The organism is Nostoc sp. LEGE 06077, from assembly GCF_015207705.1.
Taxonomy (GTDB): domain Bacteria; phylum Cyanobacteriota; class Cyanobacteriia; order Cyanobacteriales; family Nostocaceae; genus Nostoc_B.
The window spans coordinates 20,157-45,016 of record NZ_JADEWI010000034.1 but is presented as its reverse complement, the minus strand read 5'-3'; the positions used below and the strand labels follow the sequence as shown (position 1 = coordinate 45,016).

At 43.0% G+C, this 24,860-nt stretch carries 21 protein-coding genes; 6 read left to right on the top strand and 15 right to left on the bottom strand.

The genetic code is table 11. The annotated features are described in order from the left end of the window. Positions 1-31: 31 nt before the first annotated feature. The gene (locus IQ244_RS20085) at positions 32-1,075 is read right to left on the bottom strand and encodes a M42 family metallopeptidase (RefSeq protein WP_193897335.1); all 1,044 of its coding nucleotides are present in this window, start codon (positions 1,073-1,075) and stop codon (positions 32-34) included. A gap of 62 nt (positions 1,076-1,137) precedes the next feature. On the opposite strand from IQ244_RS20085, the gene IQ244_RS20080 reads away from it, so the two are divergent. Continuing rightward, positions 1,138-1,914, top strand: coding sequence for a class II aldolase/adducin family protein (locus tag IQ244_RS20080; RefSeq protein ID WP_193897333.1), 777 nt, complete (start codon positions 1,138-1,140; stop codon positions 1,912-1,914). Here the strand turns inward: IQ244_RS20080 and IQ244_RS20075 are convergent. Together IQ244_RS20075 and IQ244_RS20070 are read right to left on the bottom strand one after the other, a co-directional pair. After that, positions 1,856-2,905, bottom strand: coding sequence for an SGNH/GDSL hydrolase family protein (locus IQ244_RS20075; RefSeq protein ID WP_193897331.1), 1,050 nt, complete (start codon positions 2,903-2,905; stop codon positions 1,856-1,858). The two genes, IQ244_RS20080 and IQ244_RS20075, sit on opposite strands and share 59 nt — an antisense overlap. A gap of 211 nt (positions 2,906-3,116) precedes the next feature. Continuing rightward, on the bottom strand, positions 3,117-4,496 hold the full coding sequence (locus IQ244_RS20070) for an S-layer homology domain-containing protein (protein WP_193897329.1): 1,380 nt from the start codon (positions 4,494-4,496) through the stop codon (positions 3,117-3,119). 211 nt (positions 4,497-4,707) lie between these two features. Between IQ244_RS20070 and IQ244_RS20065 the strand changes: the two genes are divergently transcribed. Then, on the top strand, positions 4,708-8,286 hold the full coding sequence (locus IQ244_RS20065) for an NB-ARC domain-containing protein (RefSeq protein ID WP_193897328.1): 3,579 nt from the start codon (positions 4,708-4,710) through the stop codon (positions 8,284-8,286). Positions 8,287-8,372: 86 nt separating this feature from the next. Here the strand turns inward: IQ244_RS20065 and IQ244_RS20060 are convergent, their stop codons facing one another. From IQ244_RS20060 to IQ244_RS20020, 9 genes are all read right to left on the bottom strand, one after another. Beyond that, a complete protein-coding gene (locus IQ244_RS20060) occupies positions 8,373-8,978 on the bottom strand; it encodes a hypothetical protein (protein ID WP_193897327.1) in 606 nt (201 codons plus the stop codon). Between the two features lie 187 nt (positions 8,979-9,165). After that, on the bottom strand, positions 9,166-9,363 hold the full coding sequence (locus IQ244_RS20055; protein ID WP_193897326.1) for a hypothetical protein: 198 nt from the start codon (positions 9,361-9,363) through the stop codon (positions 9,166-9,168). Between the two features lie 551 nt (positions 9,364-9,914). After that, the gene (locus IQ244_RS20050) at positions 9,915-10,112 is read right to left on the bottom strand and encodes a hypothetical protein (RefSeq protein ID WP_193897325.1); all 198 of its coding nucleotides are present in this window, start codon (positions 10,110-10,112) and stop codon (positions 9,915-9,917) included. 112 nt (positions 10,113-10,224) lie between these two features. Continuing rightward, a complete protein-coding gene (locus tag IQ244_RS20045) occupies positions 10,225-10,854 on the bottom strand; it encodes a low-complexity tail membrane protein (protein WP_193897324.1) in 630 nt (209 codons plus the stop codon). Positions 10,855-11,003: 149 nt separating this feature from the next. Further along, positions 11,004-14,120, bottom strand: a complete 3,117-nt coding sequence (gene infB, locus IQ244_RS20040; protein WP_193897323.1) for a translation initiation factor IF-2 — start codon at positions 14,118-14,120, stop codon at positions 11,004-11,006. 465 nt (positions 14,121-14,585) lie between these two features. After that, entirely contained in the window at positions 14,586-14,861 is a 276-nt protein-coding gene (locus IQ244_RS20035; RefSeq protein WP_193897322.1) for a YlxR family protein, read from the bottom strand. A 223-nt stretch (positions 14,862-15,084) separates the two neighbouring features. Further along, positions 15,085-16,395, bottom strand: a complete 1,311-nt coding sequence (gene nusA, locus IQ244_RS20030; protein WP_193897321.1) for a transcription termination factor NusA — start codon at positions 16,393-16,395, stop codon at positions 15,085-15,087. Between the two features lie 150 nt (positions 16,396-16,545). After that, on the bottom strand, positions 16,546-17,007 hold the full coding sequence (gene rimP / locus IQ244_RS20025; protein WP_193897320.1) for a ribosome maturation factor RimP: 462 nt from the start codon (positions 17,005-17,007) through the stop codon (positions 16,546-16,548). Between the two features lie 182 nt (positions 17,008-17,189). Continuing rightward, positions 17,190-18,641 (bottom strand): hypothetical protein, encoded by a 1,452-nt coding sequence (locus IQ244_RS20020; protein ID WP_193897319.1) that lies wholly within the window; start codon positions 18,639-18,641, stop codon positions 17,190-17,192. A gap of 239 nt (positions 18,642-18,880) precedes the next feature. On the opposite strand from IQ244_RS20020, the gene IQ244_RS20015 reads away from it, so the two are divergent. Beyond that, positions 18,881-19,549, top strand: coding sequence for a peptidoglycan-binding protein (locus IQ244_RS20015; RefSeq protein ID WP_193897318.1), 669 nt, complete (start codon positions 18,881-18,883; stop codon positions 19,547-19,549). Between the two features lie 121 nt (positions 19,550-19,670). Here IQ244_RS20015 and IQ244_RS20010 read toward each other — a convergent pair whose 3' ends face one another. Both IQ244_RS20010 and IQ244_RS20005 read right to left on the bottom strand, forming a co-directional pair. Beyond that, positions 19,671-20,567, bottom strand: a complete 897-nt coding sequence (locus IQ244_RS20010) for an SDH family Clp fold serine proteinase (protein WP_193897317.1) — start codon at positions 20,565-20,567, stop codon at positions 19,671-19,673. Positions 20,568-20,645: 78 nt separating this feature from the next. After that, a complete protein-coding gene (locus tag IQ244_RS20005; RefSeq protein WP_193897406.1) occupies positions 20,646-21,425 on the bottom strand; it encodes a Uma2 family endonuclease in 780 nt (259 codons plus the stop codon). Between the two features lie 469 nt (positions 21,426-21,894). On the opposite strand from IQ244_RS20005, the gene IQ244_RS20000 reads away from it, so the two are divergent. Then, entirely contained in the window at positions 21,895-22,881 is a 987-nt protein-coding gene (locus tag IQ244_RS20000) for a phosphate/phosphite/phosphonate ABC transporter substrate-binding protein (protein ID WP_193897316.1), read from the top strand. A gap of 55 nt (positions 22,882-22,936) precedes the next feature. Here IQ244_RS20000 and IQ244_RS19995 read toward each other — a convergent pair whose 3' ends face one another. After that, on the bottom strand, positions 22,937-23,221 hold the full coding sequence (locus IQ244_RS19995; protein WP_193897315.1) for a hypothetical protein: 285 nt from the start codon (positions 23,219-23,221) through the stop codon (positions 22,937-22,939). Between the two features lie 115 nt (positions 23,222-23,336). On the opposite strand from IQ244_RS19995, the gene IQ244_RS19990 reads away from it, so the two are divergent. Together IQ244_RS19990 and phnE are read left to right on the top strand one after the other, a co-directional pair. Beyond that, complete coding sequence (locus IQ244_RS19990; RefSeq protein WP_193897314.1) at positions 23,337-24,062, top strand: phosphonate ABC transporter ATP-binding protein; 726 nt, start codon at positions 23,337-23,339, stop codon at positions 24,060-24,062. Then, a complete protein-coding gene (gene phnE, locus IQ244_RS19985; protein WP_193897313.1) occupies positions 24,056-24,841 on the top strand; it encodes a phosphonate ABC transporter, permease protein PhnE in 786 nt (261 codons plus the stop codon). The genes IQ244_RS19990 and phnE overlap by 7 nt, the downstream gene beginning before the upstream one ends. Positions 24,842-24,860: the final 19 nt, after the last annotated feature.

Here is a 24,860-nt window from a genome sequence, read left to right as displayed (position 1 = left end):
CAGGCCACGGGTTCAAATCCCGTCATCGGCTTTATTCTGTGAAATTTTCACAAAAGTCTTTTAATAGATTAATACAGTTAGCGATCGCACCTAAATGAGCAATTTCATATCCGTGGGTATTTTGTGTGGGAAATGCTAAACAAGCTGCACGACCAACATGACCAAATTTCATGGCAATTGAGGCATCACTCCCAAAACCGCTGATGATGGCTAATTGTATAGGTATATCTAATTGTTTCGCCACCCGACATAATTGCTGATTCAAGGGTTCATCATATATGCCATAGGCATCTTGAGACAGCAGTACCGGGCTTTCCCCGTCTTTAATGGGATATTCAGGGGATAAGGGGCAAATTTCTAAAGCAATCAAAGCATCTAATTGCTGATTTTGAGTGAAAAATAATGCCCCAATTGCGCCGACTTCTTCTTTGGCTGAGGCGACTAGATACACATCACAAGCTGGCTGCTTCAGTGTTTGGGCTAAAGCTAAAATAATCGCCACCGAAGCTTTATTATCTAAGGTATAACTGGCGATGTGATTATTTAAGAGAAGGGGATGTTTGCGATGCTTCCCCACTACCATTCTGGTTCCTGGGCGAATACCTGCGGCTTCTAGTTCGGCGGTGGTGCGCTTGGTTTCAATCCAGGCATTTTCCCATTTTACTGGTGTATCTTCTTGCTGGATTTTTTGCGGTGATTCGTGAGAGACATGGCGAGAACCAAAGCTGAGAATACCGGAGATAGTTTCATTGTCTCCTAATAAATCGACAACACCTTCACCGTAAACCCAAGGATAAGCACCGCCAAGTTTGCGGACTTCTACTCGACCTGCATCACCGATAGTTTTGACAATTGCGCCAATTTCATCTTTGTGGGCGGTAATGGCGATCGCTCTAGTAGAATCTTTACCGGTAATTTTAGCAATAATATTGTCAGCGCGATCGCGCCAAACTTCTACTCCCAGCGCAGCAAATTCCTGAAGCAAAAATTGGTTAATCTCATCCTCTGCACCACTAGGCGAATGGTGCATAACCAGTTCTTCAATTATTTTAAATAACTGCTCGTAATCCCACATTCATTAAAATTATTCTGTCTTCTGCCTTATCCTAACGATAAATATTCACACTGACTTAAATTATGCAAGCAATATCTGTACAACAACCAAACGCACCGCAACCACCAACCTTTACCTCTATTCCAGAAGAACGTCTGCACCGGAAACAGCGATTAGCCGCAGCATTACGCCTATTTTCCCGCTATGGTTTTGATGAGGGAATAGCTGGACATATCACAGCACGCGACCCAGAAAATCTAGAACACTTTTGGGTTAACCCTTTTGGGATGCACTTTGGTTTAATTCGCGTCAGTGATCTGATTTTAGTCAACCAAGAAGGTGAGGTTATTATAGGCGATCGCCCAGTTAATCGTGCAGCTTTTGCCATTCATTCCCAAATTCATGCAGCCAGACCGGATGTAGTTGCCGCCGCCCATGCTCATTCTATCTATGGTAAAAGCTGGTCGAGTCTTGGTCGTCTGCTTGATCCCCTCACTCAAGATGCTTGTAGTTTTTACCAAGACCACAGCTTATTTGATGACTATACAGGTGTAGTTCTTGACCCGCAGGAAGGACAGCGGATTGCCCAAACCCTTGGACAAAACAAAGCTATTATCCTCAAGAACCACGGTTTACTTACAGTTGGGCATTCAGTTGATGAAGCTGCTTGGTGGTTCATCACAATGGAACGTTCTTGTCAAGCGCAGTTATTGGCTGAAGCTGCTGGCAAACCTAGCCCAATCAAACATGAATATGCGGAGTTAGCACACTCCCAAGTAGGTTCACACAATTTAGGTTGGTTTAGCTTTCAACCTTTATACGAGATGATTGTGCGTCAAGAACCTGATTTGTTGGATTGAACGCTGACTTTTGTTGTTGGCGTTTGAGCATTCCGGCTACACCTAAAGCACCAAGCGCCAACAGTCCTAACGCATCAGATGGTTCGGGAACTTGCTGTGAGCGAATTGCGGCAAGTGCAGTCTCGGCGATAAATCTATGAGCAGTGGTAGTAGGGTGAAAATTATCCCAAAATAAAAACTGATTTTGGTTGTTTAGACAATTCACCGTTAATAGACAAGCTTTCGTAACATTATTTAAACCGAATTCTGATGGGGAGGCGATCGCTCGATTAAACAGGGAATTTACATCCACAGGAATAATATTCAGATTGAGATTTTGGTTTAAAGCCGCGACAGTTGTTTGTAAGCCAAAATTAAAATTATTGGTTGATTGAGTGAGAGTTACCGGGTCTCGATTGTCTACTGTCGATCCTGGAAGCTTCCCTAAATCTGGCAAGTTAAACACCAAAATATTTCTTGCACCCACACTAGCCAGAGTAGTTAATGCCAAACCAATATTATTTACTGGTGTTGTTAAGTCTTCGGGATTGGGGAATAAAAAGTCATTCGCTCCACCCCACACAACATATAGCGCATTTGGATCAGCAGTCTGGTTATTAGCCAAGAGAGGTTGGGCAAACAAACCTACTTGTTCTAACACTCCTGGTAATGGTGCATCACGTACAACCGCATTACCCACACCAGAAGCAGCACCGCCAAAGGCAAAGTTAATGCCTTGGGTGGGAATAGTAGTATTTAATGTAGTGGCTAAAGTCGGCTGTAATCCTAATTGATTGCCAAAATATTCCACCCATAAAGGGCCGTTAGATAAACGTCCATTAAAGTAACTGGTAGTTGGTGGAAAGACACCACCCGTAGCATTAAAAACATTACCTGTATCAGATAAGCTATCGCCAAATACATAAAGCTGGCTAAAATTTGCAGCCGAAGCTTTCTGCGGCAACATGAAGGATAAAAACACAAAGCCTGCTGCTACCAGTCGTTTTTTCATGCTTTTGATATATTAATTGCTGCGTATCTAGTTAAGAGATTGGTAAATGTACTGACTGTATTTTGGGGGTATGGCAAAACCCCGTAGCTAGAATTAGAGATTTTATGTAATCTTACTGAATAAATATGGCAATATTCAGCGACAACTGAATATATTTACTTAATATTTATGATGTACCAATGTTGTACAAAGAAAAAGTAAGATTAGGTGATTATGTGGGCGATCGCTTCAACTTCAAAGCATCACTCGCTGATACTCCATCGCCTACAGTGCCGAAATACCACAAAGCCGCCGCAGCCTCGGCACGAGTCACAGGTTTTTTCGGTTGAAATAGCGTCGTATAGCCAAAAACTCGGCGAATATTTGATTGTTCAGCACTTTGGAAATCAGCCAAAATTGCTCGTAATGCCTTCGGGTCAATTTTCCCCACATCTTGGAAACCCCAAGTTTGTTTAACTGCATCTAAATTGGCAGTGGGTAAAGCTTGGCGAGTATCTAAAGGTACTTTCCATAAAATCAATTGCTCCCGTGTTAAAGGCGCATCGGGACGAAATAAAACCGTAGTTGCATCTCCTGATAAGGAACTGGGAATCAAGCCAGCCTCAGCCAGTCCCTGAATTGCACCAAAATCCAGGTCTGTTTTTGCTACATCACTAAAAGCTGGCTGCGTAGTTTCCGCAGCTAACCGTATCTGCTTGGCGGGATTATTCGGATACATTGCATTGTTAGCCGCCACTAACCAACGCGCATACATTCGCCGGGTGATGATTTTACCTGGTTCAAATAAGTTTGGATTGTTAGAATTAGCCTTATTGGCTGGCGATTCAACAGATAAAACACCCAATGCAGCTAAGTCTTGGATATGTTGACGTAATTCTTGTGGTGCTTTGTTGAGGTCAGAAAATTCTCCTGGTGTGGGTGTAGTGGCTGTGGTGGTGGGATTATTAGGTATAGTGCTGGGTTGGGTGGTTGCAGTATTAGGTGCTACTGGGCCAATAAACTGCGGATTGCCAGGTTGAGGTGCATTATTATTAGTTGTTGGTGTAGATTGCGCCGTCTCAGAACTATTAGGCGCATAATCAATTACTAAACTAGTAGCTGTTTGTGGCTGATTAGGTGCAGCATTTGTGACTGATTGAGCTTGAATGGACACTTTGACTAGCAAATTATTGCGACGCGCTTCAAAAGTACCAATATCATCGGCTGGCTGTTGGACGATTTGCCAACCATTATCCTGCAACTGGCTGCGATAAAAATTAGTAATAAAATTGCTGGGATCGGAACTCAACCAGCGAGTTGATACTTTATTTTCTGAGCCACTAGCAGGTGTAATTTCCTGAAGTTTGGCATTGGGATATAAGGGAATCTCTCTGGGAAAATCCGCAGGAAGCTGGACTGTTGCTTCATTCTGTGCTGATTGTGGTTCGCCTTGACTCGCTTCTCCAAAGACAACTGGTTTGTCTTGCAATCGGGGATCAGCCGCCAAAGATTTTTCCAGATTTTTGGCGGCTGGAGTGTTGTTACAAGCTGTTAGGGAGGTAAGTAAAACAGCCAAACTTAATAAGGCGGCTGGACGTTTACAAGGAAGCACAGGCAGGAATTTATTAGTAACGTGTCCATTTCTACCCTAGCGCAGACTGGCGAAAGTTCACGTTTGATTAGAGAAATGAGATTTGCTTAAACCTAACTACTATCGTAAATTTACTGATATGGATAATATCTATTTAAATGCTGTTCTGTAACTTGAGAGCTTTCTGTGAATTGAAGTTGGCTAGTAGTGTTAATTCAACAGATTAAACCAGATGAAACAGCAAAAAGCTAGACGTAGCCGAGGGGTAATTTTGACTCGTAACGGCTGGGATAAACTGCAAGCTGCCAAAGCTGAAGCAGAATGGGAGCAGAATGCTGGAGATAGCTTTTCTTTAGAAGAATTAAGCGATCGCACCCGTTTAGCTCTACACACTATATCTAGAATTTTGGCACGTTTGGAACCTGTAGATAAAAGTTCCTTGCAGTCTGCCTTCGCAGCCTTTGGGCTGGAGTTATCTCAAAGCGATTATACCCGGCCTACCCCAACCTTAGAAGAACTAGAAACTCGACAAGCAAATCCACAATATGATTGGGCAGAAGCACCAGATGTATCTGTATTTTTTGGTCGCAGTGAAGAATTATGGCAGCTACGACAATGGATATTAGAAGAACAGTGTCGTTTAGTTGGACTGCTGGGAATTGGTGGTATTGGCAAAAGCACTTTAGCGGTGAAGTTGGGGCTGCAAATTCAAAGCGAATTTGAGGTAGTTGTGTGGCGCAGCCTGCAAAATGCACCGCCAGTAGAGGAGCAAATAACCAACATACTGCAATCTTTGCTGTTGGCGTTGCAAAAGGAGATTGTAATTCCCGAAAGCTTTGATAGCAAACTAGCAAAGCTGATGGAATGTTTGCAATCAAACCGATGTCTGCTGATTTTAGACAATGTTGAGACAATTCTCTCTGGTGGTCAAGCAGGGCAATGTCGTCCTGGTTACGAGGGATATGGTCAATTATTCAAGCGCGTTGGCGAAGTACCTCATAATAGTTGTGTTCTGTTCACTTCTAGAGAAAAACCCAGAGAAATTGTACCCTTAGAAGGAGACAGAACAGGAGTGCGATCGCTCCCATTAAAAGGATTAAATCCCACCGAGGGACAACAGTTATTCGAGCAAAAAGGACAATTCACGGGTTCAGAACGAGAATGGCAAGTACTCATCGAGCATTATGGAGGTAATCCCTTAGCGCTCAAGATCGTAGCCGCCGGAACCCAAGAGCTTTTCGACGGTAGAATTGCCCCAGTTTTAGAGTATGTGGAACATGGGATACTCATTTTTGAGGACATTGGTGACTTGTTAGAACGGCAGTTCTACCATTTGTCAGCAGTAGAAGCGGAATTCATGTATTGGCTGGCTATTAATCGAGAGCCAGTAACCCTCGCCGAGTTAGTTGCTGATATAGCGACATCTTCTTCCCAACGTCTCGTACCTTCAGCAATTAAATCTCTATTGCAACGGTCATTAATTGAAAAAAGCGGCGAGCATTTTTTCCTACAACCAGTCGTGATGGAATATAGTACTCAGCGATTGGTGAAACAACTTTGTCAACAATTATTAGGGGAAAAGTCTGACCGTTTAGGCTTATTTCAAACCCATGCTTTAATCAAAGCAACAAGCAAAGACTACATCCGGGAGACACAAAAGCAATTAATTGTGCAACCTTTGCTGGAGCAATTGTTGCTAGAGATAAGCAGTCAACAAAAGTTGGTAATTTTGTTGCAGGATGTATTAGAGCAGCAAAGACATCAAGCTGCAATATTAACTGGGTATGCGGCGGGCAATGTCTTCAATTTGTTAACGCATTTGCAAATAAATTTACACGGTTATGATTTCTCCAATTTGAGCATTAGGCAAGCTGACTTACAGGGTGTAAATTTAGCCGGAGTTAATTTCCAAAATACAGCCTTTGATCAATCTGTATTTGCTACAAGCTTAAAGAGTATTTTTTCACTTGCCTTGAGTCCAGATGGAAAACTGTTGGCTACGGGTGATATAGATGGGCAAATTCATTTGTGGCAAATGGCAGATGGAAAAAACTTGTTGACATTTAAGGCACATGATAGTTGGGTTTGGACAGTTGCTTTTAGTCCAGATGGGCAAACCCTGGCCAGTGGTGGTCATCATGGATTCGTCAAACTATGGGATACACAAACAGGAAATTGTCTCAAAACTTTAGAGAAACACACAGGTATTGTTTGGTCTGTCAGTTTTAGTCCCGATGGTCAAACTCTAGCAAGTGGTGGTCAAGACACTTCAATTCGGTTGTGGGATGTCGCTCGAGGTAAGTGTCTCAATGTATTGCATGGTCATACTGCTTGGGTGTGTTCAGTCAGGTTTAATCCAGATGGTTCTATCCTAGCCAGTGGTAGTAATGATTCCGACATTCGCTTGTGGAATGTCAGTACGGGTATCTGTATAAAAACTTTGCAAGGTCATGTTGCTAAGGTATGCTCGGTTTGCTTCAGTCCAGATGGTAAAACTCTTGCCAGTGGCAGTAGTGACCACTCTCTCCGGTTATGGAATGTGAGTAAAGGTACTTGCATCCAAACATTTCACGGTCATAAAAATGAAGTATGGTCAGTTTGCTTTAGTTCAGATGGTCAAACCATAGCCACGGGTAGTTTTGACTCTAGTGTGAGGTTGTGGAATGTGCAGCAAGGCACGTGCGCTAAAATTTTACACGGACATACCAGTGAAGTGTTCTCAATCACTTTTAGTTTAGATGGTCAAACCTTAGTTAGTACTGCTCACGATTCCACCGTGCGTTTATGGGATGTAAGTAAAGGTGTGTGCGTGAGAACTTTGCAGGGTCATACTAACGGGGCGCATTTGGTCAGCTTTAACCCTGATGATAGTATGTTGGCGACAGGTAGTTTAGATGGTTTAGTTCGGCTATGGGATGTTGCGTCTGGATACTCTAGTAAAATTTTACAAGGTCACACAGAGCGGGTATGGTCAATTAGCTTTAGTCCTAATGATTCTTTACTAGCGAGTGGCAGTGAGGACGACAGCATTAAGTTGTGGGATGTTATTTCTGGTGATTGTATTACAACCATTAACGGTCATAGCGGTGGAGTAACTGATGTTACTTTTAGTCCCGATGGTCAAACCTTGGCTAGTGCCAGTAGGGACGCAAGTGTGAAGCTGTGGGATATTCATGAGCATAGATGTGTAAAAACCTTAGAAGGTCACACTGCTGACATCTGGTCAGTTAGCTTTAGTCCAGATGGCAATACTTTAGCTACAGCTAGTCAGGATTGCTTGGTTAAGTTGTGGGATGTGAATGAAGGTAAATCTATAACAACTTTGCTAGGTCACACTGATGGAGTCTGGTCATTAAGTTTTAGTCCTGATGGTAAAATGCTCGCTAGTAGCAGTGTTGATAACTCAATTAGATTGTGGGATACCAGTAACTTTACTTGCGTAAAAGTGTTGCAAGCACATACTTCTACTGTATGGTCAGTCAGTTTTAGCCCTGATGGTTCCACCTTGGCATCTGCCAGTTCTGACCAAACAATTTGCCTGTGGGATATCAATAACTTTATGTGTGTTAAAGTCTTGCATAGTCATAGTAGTGGAGAATCTTCTGTTAGCTTTAATTCTGTTGGTAATATCTTGGTTCATACTAGTCAAGATGAGGGAATTAAGCTGTGGGATGTGGAAACTCTTGAGTGCATTAAAACCCTGAAGGTAGATCGCCTTTATGAAGGGATGAACATCAGGGGGGTGACTGGGTTAACAACAGCGCAGCGATCTGCACTTTTGGCTTTAGGGGCGGTGGATGGTGTAAGGTAGGTTTTATTGTAGGCGATCGCTTGTTTAAGACAGTTGGTAAGAGAGCGATCGCCGAAAAAGTATTTAACCTGATTAGAAAATTTCTTCTAGAGTTTTTGTGAGTATTTGAATTCACCTTGCTCGTTTTTAGACCTGAACTCCTCTTTTGCCTCTTTGATTACATCCTTCACATCACTATCGCTGGCAACGGTTTTAGCAATGTTCTTTAATTCCTGTTCACTAAGCGTTGTTGGATCAATTCCTTTACTAAAAAGTTGAGTCATAATCTTTAGATAGACATAACCTGATGCTAATGTCAGTGCATAGGAAGTTCCTCCCATAATCACCGATGCTCCGATATTTCCTAATCCAGGAAAAATTGAAAATGCTGTTGATAAAGCAATCACACCAACAATGCCTGAAGCAATGTTAGTCACCACCCCAGATGCGAGGGACTTTAAAATGTTTTTAGAAATTGGTAAATCTATCTCTGCACCTATTTTCCCATACATAGTCCATATAAAACCTGCACAAATAGCGGTGGCTGCAATTCCTCCAGCACCTGGAACCCAAGCAGAAGCGAGGGCTGCTATTGCAGCACCCTTGGAATGAAACTTTACAATGTCCGCAATATGTTGAGGCAGATTATCATCTACAGTTTTATCCATAGCTTGTACCAGTTTTTTTGCTTGTCCAAGTAGTAAATCTTCCATATTATCTGCTTCTTTAGTATTTGAAGTGGCACCGTCATCACAAGTGTGTATAAGCTCTGCTTCTTGTCGCTAGACATTACTCATTAGATATAGTTGCTCAAAGAGCGATTGCTTCTTTGAGATAGTTGCTAAGGAGGCGATCGCACTGTGCAAATTACGTAAGTCATGAACGTTTTATATAGTGTAGTTATCTGTATTGTGATCGTTGCAGTTGTTCTCGTCGTTCTTGCTGTATTTGCTGTTCTATTTGTTGATTTTTTTCCTGATTTGGCTTCATCATATTTGCAACCGCAGGAAAAACAAATTTCAAAGTAAGTAATCCTATCAGCCAATAAAGCCAAGGAAAACTTTTTTTAGACTTCTCTCTGTTATCTGTATTAGACATTTCTCTGTTACCTTTTATTTGTGTATATGCTTTTTTTGTGGTTTATCCTTACAAATGCAATATTTAAGTCTTCTACGGGTGTGGTTTCTACTTCCACAAAATATGGAAAAACATATTGAGATTGAAAACCTCAAATAATTTTTCCATTGAGGTATATTCTGATTTACTTGTAAGGTGCGATGTAGTAGTTACATATTCCAGTTTGCCTACTTTCCTCTAATGACACCAGGCAACTTTAGCAAGTTATTTTCAACTTATTTTCAACTTAAGCGTTTCAGAAACAGACCAAAGCGGTCGCCCACATTAATCCCATTATCAGAAGTGCGATCGCTGATTTGAAACAGTTGCTCAGAGAGCGATCACCTACATCAACCCCATCACCAAAAGTGCGATCACTAATTTGACACAGTTGCTCAGAGTGCGATCGCACAAAGAATGATGAACAAAAATTTTTGTAATTTTGCTAGTTAATACTAAAGGGAAGCACTATAAGAATGCTTCCCTTGAAACTTGCTGCTTGAGAGCAAGTAGCCCAGATTAATTTGATTGTTTTAGTAAGCCAAAGTTTCTAAAGTTTCTCTTAAATATTTTTGTACTTGCTGTTCCAGGCGCAACCCATGTAACTGGGAATCACGTTCTAGTTGCCAACGTTGAAAACCGGAACTGGTAGCGATCGCACATTTAAGGCTATACCAAATTTCGGTATCAGCAGGATATGGGAGATTACTTGCAGCAGGAGTTGGAGTCATAGTCCCTTATTCCTCAACTTTAACAGTTATGGCAGTTTTCGTTTTGAGCAAATACAAACCTGCCTCTATGAGACAGTGTATACTCGGCGAAATATTGATTAGGTTCCGATGTTTAGGGCTGCTGCGAGTTTCTATTGATCCTGATTAAGGATTGAAACAACCTGGGTAAAATTTGATTAACTTGCACCCCTAAAATAGTGAACTCATGTTTAATCTTTTCTAAAGATAACGGTTCTATGGCTGCAAATTCTGTGTCATTTGTCACTAAAATTCGTGCCACACTCACGGGAACTTGTAAAAATAAATTACTGGCTAAAAAAGCTAAAGCCGCCAACACTAGACCTAAGCCACGCCACTGGGGCAAAAAGCGGACTAAATGTTGTACTTGGGGAACAACCTTGTAAAGCTGCCACAGTACCACAGTTAATATTATTGCTGTTACCAAAGACAGCACTCGGTTTAACTTAGTATTAATTAAACAAAGTATTTTACGCTGTTGCTCAGTCAGATTTTCGGGTTTGAGCGCTATTCCTAAAAGAGAATATATATAAAATGGACGGCGTAGCTGCATCCATAACAGTGGGGCAACGCCAATAGTGGCTACTAATAATAGCTCTCCCCACACGGGTAAGAGTGGCTCACCTATAGCTAAGAATAATAAGCACAACACCAAAAAAATTGGCAGTGTTGCTAATCCGGCAATGTGAATCCACAATATAGGTTCAGAGCGAAACGAGGACATATTAAAGTCTGGAGTGCTGTTAGCGATCGTAGGGTGTTTAGCAGTTGCTGAGTGCTGAGTTTAAATTTAAAGTTTTGAGTGTGGAACTAACTTATTTTCAGTTCAACACACTTAAACTTTGACTTGAACTCAGCACTTAGTGTTGACCACTATCTTGTCAATGTGAGAGTACGGCGTTTAGTAACCATCTGGTAGGCTTCAATAATGTCGCCTTCCACCCAGTCATGGAATTTGTCTACGTTAATACCGCATTCGTAACCAGCATTGACTTCACGAGCATCTTCTTTGATCCGTTTGAGGGAGTCAAGAACACCTTCGTAAATTACCTTACCGCCACGACGCACACGCAGTTTGCAGTTCCGCACTAGCTTGCCAGACTGCACATAACAACCGGCAACGGCTCCCTTGCCAACTGGGAAGACAGCCCGAACTTCGCACTGACCGAGGGGTTCTTCGACCAATTCTGGTTCCAACAGACCTTCCAAGGCTCCTTGGATATCTTCGAGGAGTTTATAGATAATGTTATACTCCCGGACATCTACACCAGCCTCATCAGCGGCTTGTCTTGCACCACTAGCGTAGGTGGTGTTAAAGCCAATGATAACTGCGCCACTGGCAGCAGCTAAGTCAATGTCTGTTTGGGTGATTTCCCCAGCGGATGCTAACAGCATCCTGATCTGTACTTCGTTTTGGGGGATTTGCTTCAGCGAACCAACGATCGCTTCGACAGAACCTTGCACGTCGCCTTTCAAGATTAAGTTGAGTTCTTTCAACTCGCCTTCTTGTGCTTGAGCCGATATGGTTGTGAGGGTAACACGTCCCTGTAACAATCGTGACAGACGTTGTTTGTCGGCGCGATCGCTGGCAATGGAACGGGCTTCTTTTTCGTTGTTGAAAACCTCGAATTCATCCCCGGCTGCGGGTACATCACTTAATCCTAGTACCTCAACGGCAAAAGAAGGTGAAGCTGCATCAACTCTGCGGCTGCGGTCATCGACCATTGCCCTGACTTTACCAAAGGCGGAACCAGCTACCAGTATATCTCCTACACGGAGAGTACCGTTCTGGATTAGCAAGGTAGCAACTGCTCCCTTGGCTTTATCTAGGTGCGCTTCAATGACTGTGCCTCTAGCAAGGCGATCGGGGTTAGCAGATAGTTCTCCAACTTCTGCGACTAACAGAATCATCTCCAGAAGTGTATCTAGGTTTTCACCCTTAATTGCACTGACTGGAACCATGATGGTTTCACCACCCCATTCTTCTGGGGTTAAACCATAATGAGTGAGTTCTTGTTTAACTCTGTCTGGCTGTGCGCCTTCTTTGTCGATTTTGTTAATGGCGACAACAATTGGCACTTCTGCGGCTTGTGCGTGACTGATGGCTTCCACTGTTTGGGGACGGACACCATCATCTGCTGCCACTACTAAAATGGCGATGTCTGTTACTCTCGCACCCCGCGCCCGCATAGCAGTAAAGGCTTCGTGACCAGGAGTATCTAAAAATACTATCTGATGCAGCTTACTGTCATGTTCGATGTCCACATGGTATGCACCGATATGTTGAGTAATACCACCAGCTTCTCCCGCTGCAACTTTGGTTTTGCGAATCGAGTCAAGTAGGGTAGTTTTACCGTGGTCTACGTGACCCATGATGGTCACAACAGGCGGACGACGAATGAGGTGTTCTAAATCTGCCACGTCGATCATTTCTGTGACCTTACGTGCCTCTGCCTCTGGTTCGGCAGTTTCTACTTCTATTTCTAGCTCTTTACCCACCAAGGTAATGGTTGGGATATCTAGATTTTGCGTAATACTCACCGCCATCCCTTTGAGGAACAGGATTTTTACAATCTCTGTATCCGCAACGCCTAATTCGTTGGCGAGTTCTTGCACTGTCAACGGGCCTGTGACCACGATTTTTTCTGGGCGATCGCGTTTTGGCTCTGCTTCTTGACGACGATTTTGCTCACCACGATGAGAATTATTAGCTTTTTTATTAGCTCTAGAAGTTGGCGCTGCGATCGCCGCTGCCATTACAGGTTGTGCCGGTCGCGCTGCTTTTGGTTTGGGTGGACGAGCGATAGAAAGACTGGCCTGGATAGTAGCCGGGATATCTAGACCTTCTTCATCTAGAAGATCATCATCTTCAAAGTCATCCTCCAGGATTGGTTTGACCCGCTTACCTTTGGGGCCTCCCTTGCCTGCTTTTTCTTTAACTTCGTCAATTATTTCCTCTTCTTGCCATTTTTTCCCACCTTTGGCTAGACGAGGCGGTGTTGGCCGTTTCAAGTCTAAGATATCTGGAACTACAGCATCATCATCGACTCCCATTTTCGCTGTTGCTCCAGCTGCTGGCCTGCTAGGTGGAGTAGCAAGTGGGGCTGCTGTGGGTTCTGATGGACGCACTGGTCTTTGAGGACGTGGCCCGTCTGATGATCCTGACCCTGGTGGTCGGTTCGTTCGCTGCTCTGGTTTAACAGGCCCAGGGGTCGGACGACTTTGTTTGGGCGCTGGCGCTTGTCCTGCTTCTGTTGGAGCCTGAGAAGGTTTACCAGCCTTAGTCGGTTTCACCTGGTCGCGCTCGCGTTTGAGGATCGGTTTATCTGCTGAAATTGACAGCCCACTAATTGAGGCTGTTTCTGCCTCTGGTCTGGCAGGTGGAGCAGATAGTTGCGGTTTTTGTGGTTTTTCTGGCCTTTGCTTGTGCGATGGCGCTTTTTCTGGTTTTTCCGCAGCTATATTTTCTGATACTTGCGTATTCGGTTTTGGGGTTGCGTCTGTGACAGCAGGTGCTTGTGAGTTCTCAGACTGATTCCGGGGTACAGGTCGGGTTGGTGCCGTCGGCTTCATTGATGAGACTGGTGTAGCGAAGGGCCGTGGAGGTGCTGGAGAATTGCCTTCAGAAGAAGCAAATTGATTATCAGTAGCAACTGATGCCTCTGGGGCATTGGTGTTAGGATTTCTCAATATTTTGGGTTTACGAATTTCCAAAATTTGTTGTTTGTGTGGTGGTGCAGGCCGGCTATGAGAGCCAGTTTGGGGTGAATTTGGTTTTTGGGTGGTAGTTCCTAGTTCTCTTTTAGCTGTTCCATTCGTTACTGCCAATTTTTCGGCAGCCGTCCGGATTCGTTCTGCCTCTGATTCTGAAATTGTGCTGCTATGGCTTTTGACCGCAATATTGAGCTGGTCGCAAATTGCTAATAGCTCTTTGTTATCCAAATTCAATTCCTTTGATAATTCATAGATTCTAACTTTGCCGTTGTTCATCCACTCTTCCCCTTTAATTTACAGTTTTTTGGCGGATGGTTGCCTGGGAGTGCGACATCTCCATCCTTAGATCACTGTTTTTCGGTTGCCCTTGGTAATTTTGCCGGTGCCTCCAATCAGGAAAGAGAGATGTTTCGGGTTAACGTTGGCATCTGCGCCAAAAATGGCGGTTGACTGGTTCGCATAAAAACTTTTTATGCGAACTGATGATGCCGAACTGCGCCTGAGCGCTACCAGGTTGCCATTCTTTAGTTTTTTGTTTTGCTGATTCTGAGTCTTCCACAACACAATCGAGTAAAACTTTTTGGGAGTATTGCTTCGTTCCTTTTTAAATTAAAGAGCCGCGTGCTGACTACACCCATTTACTATTTTGGCACTAACCTCAACAATTGCAGAGGGTGTATCTTCAGCGCGAACAGTTCGGCTTTCGTTACAATCCTCTGGGGATTACCGCCACAAAGTTTTTCAACCTGATATTTGATTTTGTTGATGACTTGGGGCTAGACGTTGCCACAATGTTTGATACAGTGTTTCTGGCACTGAAGCTTGTAGCGATCGCCCTAATCTATTCTTTTTGTTTGCCGCTTGCAAACAACTTGCTTGCGGACAAATATAGGCAGAACGCCCCATGCCCTGATCTAATTGTACCTTTCCAGACGGAAAGACGCGGATAATCCGCCAAAAGTCTTGCTTCAAGCCGACTTTGCGGCAACTAATACAACGCCGATAATTCGGTTTCATCAGTTTTTGATCGGCATGGGGTCAAATAATTTTGGATTTTTGATTTACCCCATTGAGCAATTTTGGATTTTTTATTGATTTCATCAAGAAATTACCAGTCATTATTTTTATAGGAAAGTCCAGCTAGTATAGCTAACTTTTGACTTATACCTCATCTTTTCACAAGTAATTATTAAAACTCTTACTGAGGTAAATATTACCAGAACTGTCCCTAACTAAGAAATTAATCGTCTTCACCCGTAGCAAAAGATTCATCGTCTAAATCTTGTTGATTTTGCTCATCAAATTCGTCTAATTCCATATCATCATCTTCTAGTTCGTCATCGTCCTCTAGATCCATTTCTTCTTGCTCTAGTTGAGCTTTAGCACGCGCAGCGGCAAATCTGGTGTCTTCGCCCACATAGTCATATTTGGCTTTATCTTTAATATCTATTTTCCAACCAGTCAGGCGGGCTGCGAGGCGAACGTTTTGTCCTTCTTTGCCAATTGCCAAACTCAGCTGGTCTTCGGCTACTAATACGTGAGTTTGCCGCGTTTCTGGATCCATCAGCCGGACTTCATCGACTCTAGCGGGACTCAAGGCGTTGGCAATATATGTTGCTGGGTCTGGAGACCAGCGAATCACGTCAATTTTTTCGCCGCGTAGCTCATTCACTACTACTTGAATTCTTGATCCCCGTGCGCCAATACAAGCACCTACAGGGTCAACATCGCGATCTAAGGTATCTACAGCGATTTTAGTTCGGGGGCCGACGTAACGAGATGGCGGATTAGCTTCTCGCGCTACGGCGACTATTCGTACTACTTCGTCCTCGATTTCTGGGACTTCGTTGGCAAATAAATAAACGACTAACCCAGCATCAGCACGGGATACGAGAAGTTGTGGCCCTCGTTGCTGCCCTTGAGAAACTTTCTTCAGGTACACCTTAAAGGTGGCATTAGCTCGATAATTATCGTTTGGTAGCTGTTCTCTCTTGGGTAATTCGGCTTCGACTTCTGGCTGACCAAAAGTACTGCTGACAGCTAAAATTACCGATTGTCTTTCAAATCGCAGAACTCTGGCTTGCAGTACAGTTCCTTCTAAATCTTGGAACTCTTCCTGCACCATTTGGCGTTGTTGATCCCGTAATTTTTGCGCCAGCACTTGCTTGGTTTGCATAGCTGCCATCCGACCAAATTCTCCTTGGTCGGGGGTGACATCCAAAACGACAGAATCTCCTAATTGAGCTTCTGGGGCGACTTGTTGCACTTCGTCTAAGGAAATTTGATGGTCGGTGTTACTAACTTCTTCAACGATGGTTTTTGTGGAGAGAACGCGAAATCCTTCGTCATCGATATCGAGTTCGACTTCAAAATTATCAAAGTAATCTTCATCAAACTGCTTGCGTTCTAAATTTTGAGCGCGACGATAACGCTCATAACCTTTTAGCAGTGCTTCTCTAATTGCTGATTGAACTGCCAAACGAGGCAAATTTCGTTCACGACTAATGCTTTCAATTAATTCTTTTAATCCTGGTAGACTAACCATTGACATAAGCAATCTCCTTTAGAAAATAGGGAATAGGGGCTAGGGTTGAGAAAATAGAAAGCTAAAATTGAGCATTAACGAATAGGGATTAGAGATAAGTTTGACTCTACTCCCTAGTCTCTAGCCGCTAATCTCTTCTAGACCCTAAACCCTCGTTTATCGACGTTCGTCTAGTTGCACCCTAGTAATAAGAGAACGAGGAATCTCTACTACCCGACCTTTTTGATTTAAATAAATGTTGGTTTCATCCCGGCGAATCAACTGACCATTCCACTCTGGTTGTCCGTCGTGGGGTGGCGAAGTGGTGACAATTACAGGAAATCCTTTGAAGGAAATAAATTCTCTGTCAGTTACCAATTGCCGCGAAATACCTGGACTAGACACCTCCAAAACATAGGCATCTGGAATGATCTCCGCCGCATCTAAGCAGGGTTCTAAAGCGCGGCTCATCCTTTCACAATCCTGCAAACCAGTATCCTGCTGGGGATTGCGGATATCGATCCGCAATACGGGTGGACGTTGGTTAGTGTGAAAAACTGCGCCAACGACTTCTAATCCCAGTTCTGTTGCTACTGGTGTCGCCAAATCTATAATTTGTGGGACTAACGGATGAGTCATGCGAAATTTCAATAAAAAAAGTGGGCTTCGACCCACTTCCTGCGATAGGGATATCTTCCAAGAAGTCTTGTAACGAACTGATGATAGTTCGCCCTAAATTGAGTGTAGCGCATTTCTCTAAGAGTCAATAGTCAATGGTCAAAAGGCAGGAGGCAGGGGGCAGGAGGCAAAAGAATGAAATTTCATACTTCATACTTTTTTTCCACGATCGCAGAACTTTGCTCTACTATTGGCTGAATGTATGGTTGTGTTCTTAGCTGTCTGGTTTGCTCGACGATTGTCTCGATATCTTCTTGGGAGAGGCGTTGTACGTAGTTGAGCTTGACTTCTTCAAGGAAATCAAATAATAAGCTTTGAATTTCGGCAATTACTTTTTTTTGCTGCACTTCTGCGCCTAAGGCGGTGGTGAAACTTTGCACAAGTTGATTTGTGAGTTTTGCACCTTCAGGATCTTGGATGGCGCTGACTAAAGCACTGTATAAGCTGCTGGTGATTTGAGTTGCTAGTTGTTCGCTGAGTTGGGTTTGGGCTTGTCCAATTCCGGGGAAGGCTTGGAGGTTGCGGTACATGGGAACTTGATTTAACACCATGTCGATGTTGTGGCGCAAAATCGCCGCTAAGTCAGGCTGAATTTTGGGTAAAACTTGGTAGACAACGGTTTGCACGAGAAGGCTGGCGATCGCTTCTATTTCATTGACATTATTGATATCGACATAAGGGCGTAAGTTCTCTTGTTGCGATATCCACCGGGTGAAATCCCCTTGTTTAATCGAGATTTGAATTTGGTTGATTACCCTCACGATGACAATTTCTGTGAGTTCTTCGGCAAAATTTGCGACAACTGATTGATTAATTTGGTGCTGTAATGGTTGGAGATCTAATAGTTTGGCTTGGTCAAGCCGGACGACTACAGGTATAACTCGCAACCAACGGCAAAATGGGATGAGCAAAAATAAGTCATACCAGCGGTAAGATATGGCATTTAACCAGCCGGAACCAGGATGACGACGTTTGATATAAAATATACGTGCCAGAAACTCAATAGCAAATATCGTGATAAATGGTAGGTCTATCAGCCAAAAATCATCGAAATATTCGCTATTTTCCCCAATTTGGCGGTAGTAGTTGCTACCAATTAACGGACTAATTTTTTGATTAAAAAAAGTAAATTCTTGATTCCAGCCTTTTTCGGAGAGATAAGCTTGACTCCAGAAAGTGTTAAAGGACTGCTTGGCGGAATCTTTACCGATGCGATCGCGCATCCGGTTTTTAATTTTTTCTAGAGTACCACTTTTGCCAACCCCAGCAAACGGGTTGGTATCAATCATCTCGACACTCAGGCGACTGAGTTCGTCTAGCTTTGCCTTTGCCTGTGGTGATGTTAAACCTGTCTGACTTATCTGTTCTTTGAGTGCATCTACGGCTTGTAAATAACTTTGGGTTTCTCTATGGGCAGCGATGCCTTTAATTGGATCATATATTTGGGTAACTTTAGGTAATCTCCGCAAGTAGAAATCACGCCATTGTACATAAGTCAAATCAAACATAACTAAGCCTAAGTTGACTGTGGCAAGCAATGCCATCAATCTTTCAAACCAAAGGTTCTTTTGTTTTGGCAATGTTTGATTAACCATTTTTTTGTTTTAGATTATACAAGCTTTAAGTATTTAGTTATAACCCAACTAGAGAGTTGAGCAGAGGAAATAGAAAATCTCAATACTTCTTAAGCAAAATTGCAAAAATTTTATATCAATATAGATTAGTTAATTTTAATTAATCACAAATGATTAAACATTGAGACAACAGTCTTCAAGAAACGTAAAATGCACCTGTTAATCATATAATGCTGATTTAACTGCAAGGAGTTTGAGATATGTGGTGTGGGTTTAATAAAACCAGCGCAATTATTGCCGCTACTTGCTTAGTAAGTACCAGTGTACTAATTGCTGGCAGTTCCTTTGCTGCTCGTCAACGTAACTATACGCCTCAAGAATTACGTGCTGTGTTGCATGGGCTAGGTTACAAAGTGAAAGTTTCGAATACACCTCTAACAGACGAGGAAACGAAAAAGGCCATCCGAGATTTTCAAAAAGGCTACAAGCTTAGTGTTGACGGTATAGCAGGCCCCAAAACCCAAGATTTAGCTGCCGACATCGTGCAAATCCTGCAAGCTAATTTAAATTTAGTACTTAAAGCAAATCCCCCTCTCCCGCGTGATCAATTCTTTGGCCCGCGTACAGAACAGTTAATTAAGGAATATCAGAAAAAAAATCAGCTTCAAGAAACGGGAATTGCTAATTTAGCACTCCGTCAGAAGCTAAATGCAGACGCAAAGGAAATTGTAGGTAAGCCTCAATCTCCATCGTCACCCCAGCCGACGGTTAAACCAACAGCTAAACCAACGTCTAAACCACAAACTACGCCAACAGCGATACCAACAGCGACACCAACAGCTAAACCACAAACTACACCAACACCAACACCAACACCAACGACGACATCAACAGAAACACCAACACCAACAGCGACACCAACACCTTAAATCAGTTATCAGTTATCAGTTATCAGTCCAGACAGCGTATACTTCGACAAGCTCAGTAACATCTGGGGGACTTAGACCCAAGGATTTAACTGTTTACTGTTCACTTTTTACTGTTCACTGTTCACTGTAGTCTTTGATTAGTTTCTTCTAAAGGTCTACCTTTGGGCGTTGGTAAAATTGGACGACGGTCATCGTAAGGCATGGGAATGTACTGTACGCTTGGCCGTCCTCCCTGGGGTTGGGGATATAAATCCATCAGATCGTAAATGGAACGGGGTAGTCCGACGGTGATGGGCAACCCCATTTCTGTGGCTTCTTCCACTGTGATGGGATAATCGTGAGTAACTCGTCCGGTTGTCAAAGCTTCGATAATCGGTTCAATATTTTCTGGCTGAACTTTTTGTTGAGGAATATTATCTTTCAGCAGAGTCCGCACAAAGCGTTGTACTTGTTGAATAGCCTTCTCTGACAAGTCTGCCATGATCAAAGTTTGATCATCAATTTCACCGATAGGTTTATCTTTAACTACTTTTAAAATACTGGCTGCGGGGAAATTTCCTAACTGGGGATCAACTGGCCCCAATACAGCATTAGCATCCATCACAATTTCATCAGCAGCTAAGGCCAGCATTGTGCCGCCACTCATGGCGTAATGGGGGACAAAAACGGTGACTTTTGCAGGGTGACGAATTAATGCCCTAGCTATTTGTTCGGTAGCGAGTACCAAACCACCGGGAGTGTGCAGGATTAAATCAATCGGAACATCTGGCGGGGTGAGGCGAATTGCCCGCAGGATTTGTTCTGAGTCTTCAATTGTGATGTAGCGGGAGATAGGAATACCCAGTAAGCTGATGGATTCTTGCCGATGTATCAGCAAAATCACCCGGCTTTTGCGTTGCTGCTGGAATTCTTGGAGGCTGCGAACACGCCGATATTCTACTTGGCGTTTTTGCCAGAGGGGTTGTAGAGAAGAAAGCAGCAGAAAAATCCAGAATAAATCACCAATACCGAAGCCCATAGGTTTGATTGTCCAAAAATAACTATTCTTGTGATTAATTGTGACAATCTTTGAGCGATCGCAAGTCTATCTAGGGGTTTATTCCATCTCATCGGGATTTACACCCAATTGACGTAACCGTTCAGCTAATTTTTCTGCTTTCTGTTCAGCAATCATTACCCGTTCATTAGCCGCCGCAACTTCTTCTGTAGGTTCAGGTATCAATTCCCCTTCTAGGGTGAACCACCGTAACCATAATCTTTCAATATCTCGAAATGCACCTTGCCATACACCCAAACTTAAACTTAACTCTGGCATAAGTATGCGTCCATTAGTTAAATTTATTGGTTCATAATGACCACCAACTAACCCAAATGCCTGGAGTTGATTGGTATAACCACTAAAAACAATATAGTAAGGAATCCGCAAAATTTTTTCATAAACGTCCCATTTACTCGGCGGTTTATCTTCTGCTTTTTCGCTGGTTCCTAAGTCTTCCACTTCTGTGCCGGGTGATAATAATTCCACAATCACAAAAGGATTTGCAGTTTCTTGCCAAGTGACATAACTTAACCGCAAATCTTCACCTTTGTAGAGTTTTTTTACTCCCACAACCCCAAACCAATCTGGGCGTTTATACCATAAAGGATGCTGCAAATCATAATAAAGATTGAGGTCAGCAGCACTATAAACCAACTCTGGGTTCCAATTAATGGGTTGAAAAGTTAAATATAAAAGTAACGGTTGTAAAAAATGAAAATCGTCTGGCAAACCTGGTTCCTCTGGGTTATCGCTGGGTAAATCATACATTGTTGGCAGCGTTTCCCAAGGAGGACGCGGCGGATCAGATTGCGGGATGTAGTGAGGAAATATAGTCATATCTTTGATGATTAAACATATAATACTATTTTGACGCTGCGATCGCACAACTGGCTGCATTGCCAAGCATTAAGTCTTTCTCAATCCGTAATGGGTAATGCGTACTGAGTAGTTACCCTGTATGTATTAGAGTTTACACCCCAATCTTGTAACGAATCTGCCAAATAAAGCCATGATTAATCATGCGTAATTCGTAATTAATAAATGCAGAATTTATCAGAAGATCTTTTTGGCAAAGATTTGGATAATCATAAATATTTAAATTCTTCAAAAAACCGCTGCTTTCAGAAATCTCACAACCTTTTTCTAGCCCCTAGTTCCTATTTTCTAGCTAGTTAACAACCTGTTGCCGTATTTAATCACCCAATTCATATTGACTTTTATTCCCAAAAGTTCTAGATTCTTTTGTTGAGATAGTTGAAAGTCATTGTCAAAAATACTGCTAATAGTTCCTAATGGGGAGTTAGAAATGAGTGTGAGTAAAAAGGGTGTATTGGGTGCTGGTGCTGCCTTTGCGGCGATAACTGGTTTGGCTGTTGGCAGTTTTGGGGCGATGCAGACAACTGATGCTAATGCTAACGCTATTCCTAATCAACAAACGCCACACTTACTTGCCCAAGGCAGAAGACTAAATAGTTTAACAGTAATTTTTCCTAGTCGTTCTGACTCCACAGACTTGCAAAGTAAAGCCAACTCTGTAGCAAAGTTTCTCTCTAACGAGTTAAAAATTCCCGTCAAAGCACAGATTGGTGATGATACTGCGGCGGTGGAAGCGTTGAGAGCAAATCGCGCTGATGTGGCTTTTTTAAGTAGCCGTCCGGCGTTGAAGGCTGAACAGTTGGCAAATGCTAAGTTGTATCTAGCGGAAGTGCGTGATAATTACTCTGGTAGATACACCTATAACTCAATATTTGTCGTTCCTAGCAATAGTTCCCTCAAAACCAGAAATACTGCTCAAGCAACCCTAGGACAACTGCGGGGTAAGCGAATGGCCTTTACTTCTCCAACTTCTGGTTCAGGATTTATTTTCCCGGTGAGTGAGTTGGTGAAACAAGGATTTGTCCCTAACCGCGATCGCCTTGATGGTTTCTTCGGTCAAGTGGCTTATGGTGGTAATTACAGCAAAGCTTTGCAATCTGTAGTGCGCGGACAAGCAGATGTAGCGGTTGTCTCAGAGTATGCTATGTTCTCTCCGTACATCACCGCCCAAGAAAAAAGCCAGTTGCGCGTACTGTATAAAATCTCTGGTGTCCCCGCCCACGGTATTGCCATTGATGATGATGTCCCAGTTCAAGATAGAGAAAGATTAATCAACGCTCTACTCAAGTTAAATCAATCACAAAATAACCAACTATTACGCAACTTATACAACTCTACAGAATTGGTGAGAGTTGATCATAACCGTCATCTTGCCCCAATTCGTGATGCCCTAACAAGAATTGGAATTGCACCTTAATTTGAGTGCTGAGTGCTGAGTATTTAGTGCTGAGTGAAGAAAAAGTACTTCATACTTAATAAATTCTGTAATATAGCAATTCCCAAGCAGATAAAATATACCCCACCCGCGCTGTCGCGCACCGTACCCTTGCAAAGGCTACGGTGTCACACAAATATTCGTGTAGTGCATCTGTCCCGCCTCGGAATGAATTCCGAGTCTCATAGCGCAAGTCATCTGAAGATGACTCAACCAAAAATTTCTTACAGTCCACGCTTCGTGGACTTTGGCTATTAGCCTGGAACTTTAGTTCTAGGCGGGATACGGTTTCAGACTGCAAATTTTCGACTTGTTTGTACACCTTAGCTTGCTGAGGGTTGGGGAGGGGTAATTTTGTACCATACCAGAGTTGGAAACACTATATACTCGGCAGCTTTTTAACTCAGCACACAGCACTGTGATGGAGACGCATATTGATGAATGATTGTGTAATTGAATGCCATAACTTAGAAACAGCGTATACTGCTGCTTTAAATCGTCCCATCTTGAATGACATTAGTTGTCAAATCAAGCAGGGCGAGTTTGTTGTTTTACTGGGACTTAATGGGGCGGGTAAGTCTACATTATTGCGATCGCTGGTGGGATTAGTTCCCTTCACCAAGGGAGAAATTCACATCAACGGTGTAACTATGACTCCCCGCACACTTCCCGAAATTCGCCGGAATGTGGGGATGTTATTTCAGGGCGGTGGATTAATTCGCCAGTTGTCAGCCATTGATAATGTATTGTGTGGCAGATTGGGTGTCAGGACAACTTGGCAGACATTGTTGGGATTTCCAGGGCGCGATCGCAATTTAGCTATGGATTTACTCGCACAGTTGGGTTTAAAAGAACAAGCCTATCAAAAAACTAGTCAACTCAGTGGTGGACAGCAACAACGTGTAGCGATCGCCCGTGCATTAATTCAATCACCACAGATACTCTTAGCTGATGAACCTATTACCGGCTTAGATGTTGTCGCCTGTCAACAGGTAATGGAAACTTTATCGGAACTGCACCAGCAAGGTATGACAATTGTGACAGTACTGCACGATTTAGGTATAGCTGCAAAATACGGACAACGTGCGATCGTCTTAGATGCAGGACGTATTGTTTACGACGGACTTTGTGAAAACTTGCAAGCCCAATTTATCAAATGTTAAATTCAAAAACTCTTCGTCGTTACCCTTGGATTAGTCCCCTACTCATCCTGTTAATTGTTGTTGTAGTTTACGCTTGGGCTTTGCGAGGGATCAAAGTCGATTTTGAATTGGTGATATCTAGCTGGCCTTACATCACCGATTTTATTTCTCGCTTATTTCCTCCTGATACTACAGTTATAGATATAGCAATTAAAGCACTCATAGAAACAGTGCAGATGTCTTTATGGGGAACTACCGTTGGTGCAATTTTATCCTTACCCATTGCAGTAGCGAGTGCTAGTAACGTTGCGCCTCGTTGGTTGCAATGGTTAGCCAACTTACTCCAAAACGCTGTCCGTTCCGTTCCTTCCATCATTTTGGGTTTGATTTTCGTCGCCGCCACAGGCTTAGGCGCACCCGCCGGAACTTTAGCCTTAGCAATTTATACCATTGGTTATTTAGCAAAGTTTTATCAACAAGCGATTGAAGCCGTCAACGCCAAATCTCTAGAATCTTTGCAAGTGATGGGTGCATCAAGATTTCAGATTATGCAGTACGGCATTTTACCCCAAGTCTTACCCTTGGGTTTAGGCTACACCTTATGGATGTTTGAATATAATATCCGCGCCGCTTCAGTTTTGGGTGTAGTTGGTGCTGGCGGAATTGGCTTTCAATTAAAGAGTTACATCGATGGTTTTGAATACAACAAAGCCACAACTATGATGTTAGTCCTGTTGGTAGTGGTGACTGTCATTGATACCTTTAGTAGTAAATTACGTCAGCGTTTAGATTCGATGTAATTTTCCTCACGCAGAGTCG

Bases quoted from the DNA above. Each gene is read 5' to 3' on its own strand.
- rimP (WP_193897320.1), bottom strand. From the start codon at position 17,007: ATGACTCATCCGTTAGTCCCACAAATTATAGATTTGGCGACACCAGTA.
- IQ244_RS20035 (WP_193897322.1), bottom strand. From the start codon at position 14,861: ATGAAACCGAATTATCGGCGTTGTATTAGTTGCCGCAAAGTCGGCTTG.
- infB (WP_193897323.1), bottom strand. From the start codon at position 14,120: ATGAACAACGGCAAAGTTAGAATCTATGAATTATCAAAGGAATTGAAT.
- IQ244_RS20075 (WP_193897331.1), bottom strand. From the start codon at position 2,905: ATGAAAAAACGACTGGTAGCAGCAGGCTTTGTGTTTTTATCCTTCATG.
- IQ244_RS20015 (WP_193897318.1), top strand. From the start codon at position 18,881: ATGTGGTGTGGGTTTAATAAAACCAGCGCAATTATTGCCGCTACTTGC.
- IQ244_RS20050 (WP_193897325.1), bottom strand. From the start codon at position 10,112: ATGACTCCAACTCCTGCTGCAAGTAATCTCCCATATCCTGCTGATACC.
- nusA (WP_193897321.1), bottom strand. From the start codon at position 16,395: ATGTCAATGGTTAGTCTACCAGGATTAAAAGAATTAATTGAAAGCATT.
- IQ244_RS20045 (WP_193897324.1), bottom strand. From the start codon at position 10,854: ATGTCCTCGTTTCGCTCTGAACCTATATTGTGGATTCACATTGCCGGA.
- IQ244_RS20085 (WP_193897335.1), bottom strand. From the start codon at position 1,075: ATGTGGGATTACGAGCAGTTATTTAAAATAATTGAAGAACTGGTTATG.
- IQ244_RS20000 (WP_193897316.1), top strand. From the start codon at position 21,895: ATGAGTGTGAGTAAAAAGGGTGTATTGGGTGCTGGTGCTGCCTTTGCG.
- IQ244_RS19990 (WP_193897314.1), top strand. From the start codon at position 23,337: ATGAATGATTGTGTAATTGAATGCCATAACTTAGAAACAGCGTATACT.
- IQ244_RS20020 (WP_193897319.1), bottom strand. From the start codon at position 18,641: ATGGTTAATCAAACATTGCCAAAACAAAAGAACCTTTGGTTTGAAAGA.
- IQ244_RS20080 (WP_193897333.1), top strand. From the start codon at position 1,138: ATGCAAGCAATATCTGTACAACAACCAAACGCACCGCAACCACCAACC.
- phnE (WP_193897313.1), top strand. From the start codon at position 24,056: ATGTTAAATTCAAAAACTCTTCGTCGTTACCCTTGGATTAGTCCCCTA.
- IQ244_RS20055 (WP_193897326.1), bottom strand. From the start codon at position 9,363: ATGTCTAATACAGATAACAGAGAGAAGTCTAAAAAAAGTTTTCCTTGG.
- IQ244_RS20005 (WP_193897406.1), bottom strand. From the start codon at position 21,425: ATGACTATATTTCCTCACTACATCCCGCAATCTGATCCGCCGCGTCCT.
- IQ244_RS20060 (WP_193897327.1), bottom strand. From the start codon at position 8,978: ATGGAAGATTTACTACTTGGACAAGCAAAAAAACTGGTACAAGCTATG.
- IQ244_RS20010 (WP_193897317.1), bottom strand. From the start codon at position 20,567: ATGGGCTTCGGTATTGGTGATTTATTCTGGATTTTTCTGCTGCTTTCT.
- IQ244_RS20065 (WP_193897328.1), top strand. From the start codon at position 4,708: ATGAAACAGCAAAAAGCTAGACGTAGCCGAGGGGTAATTTTGACTCGT.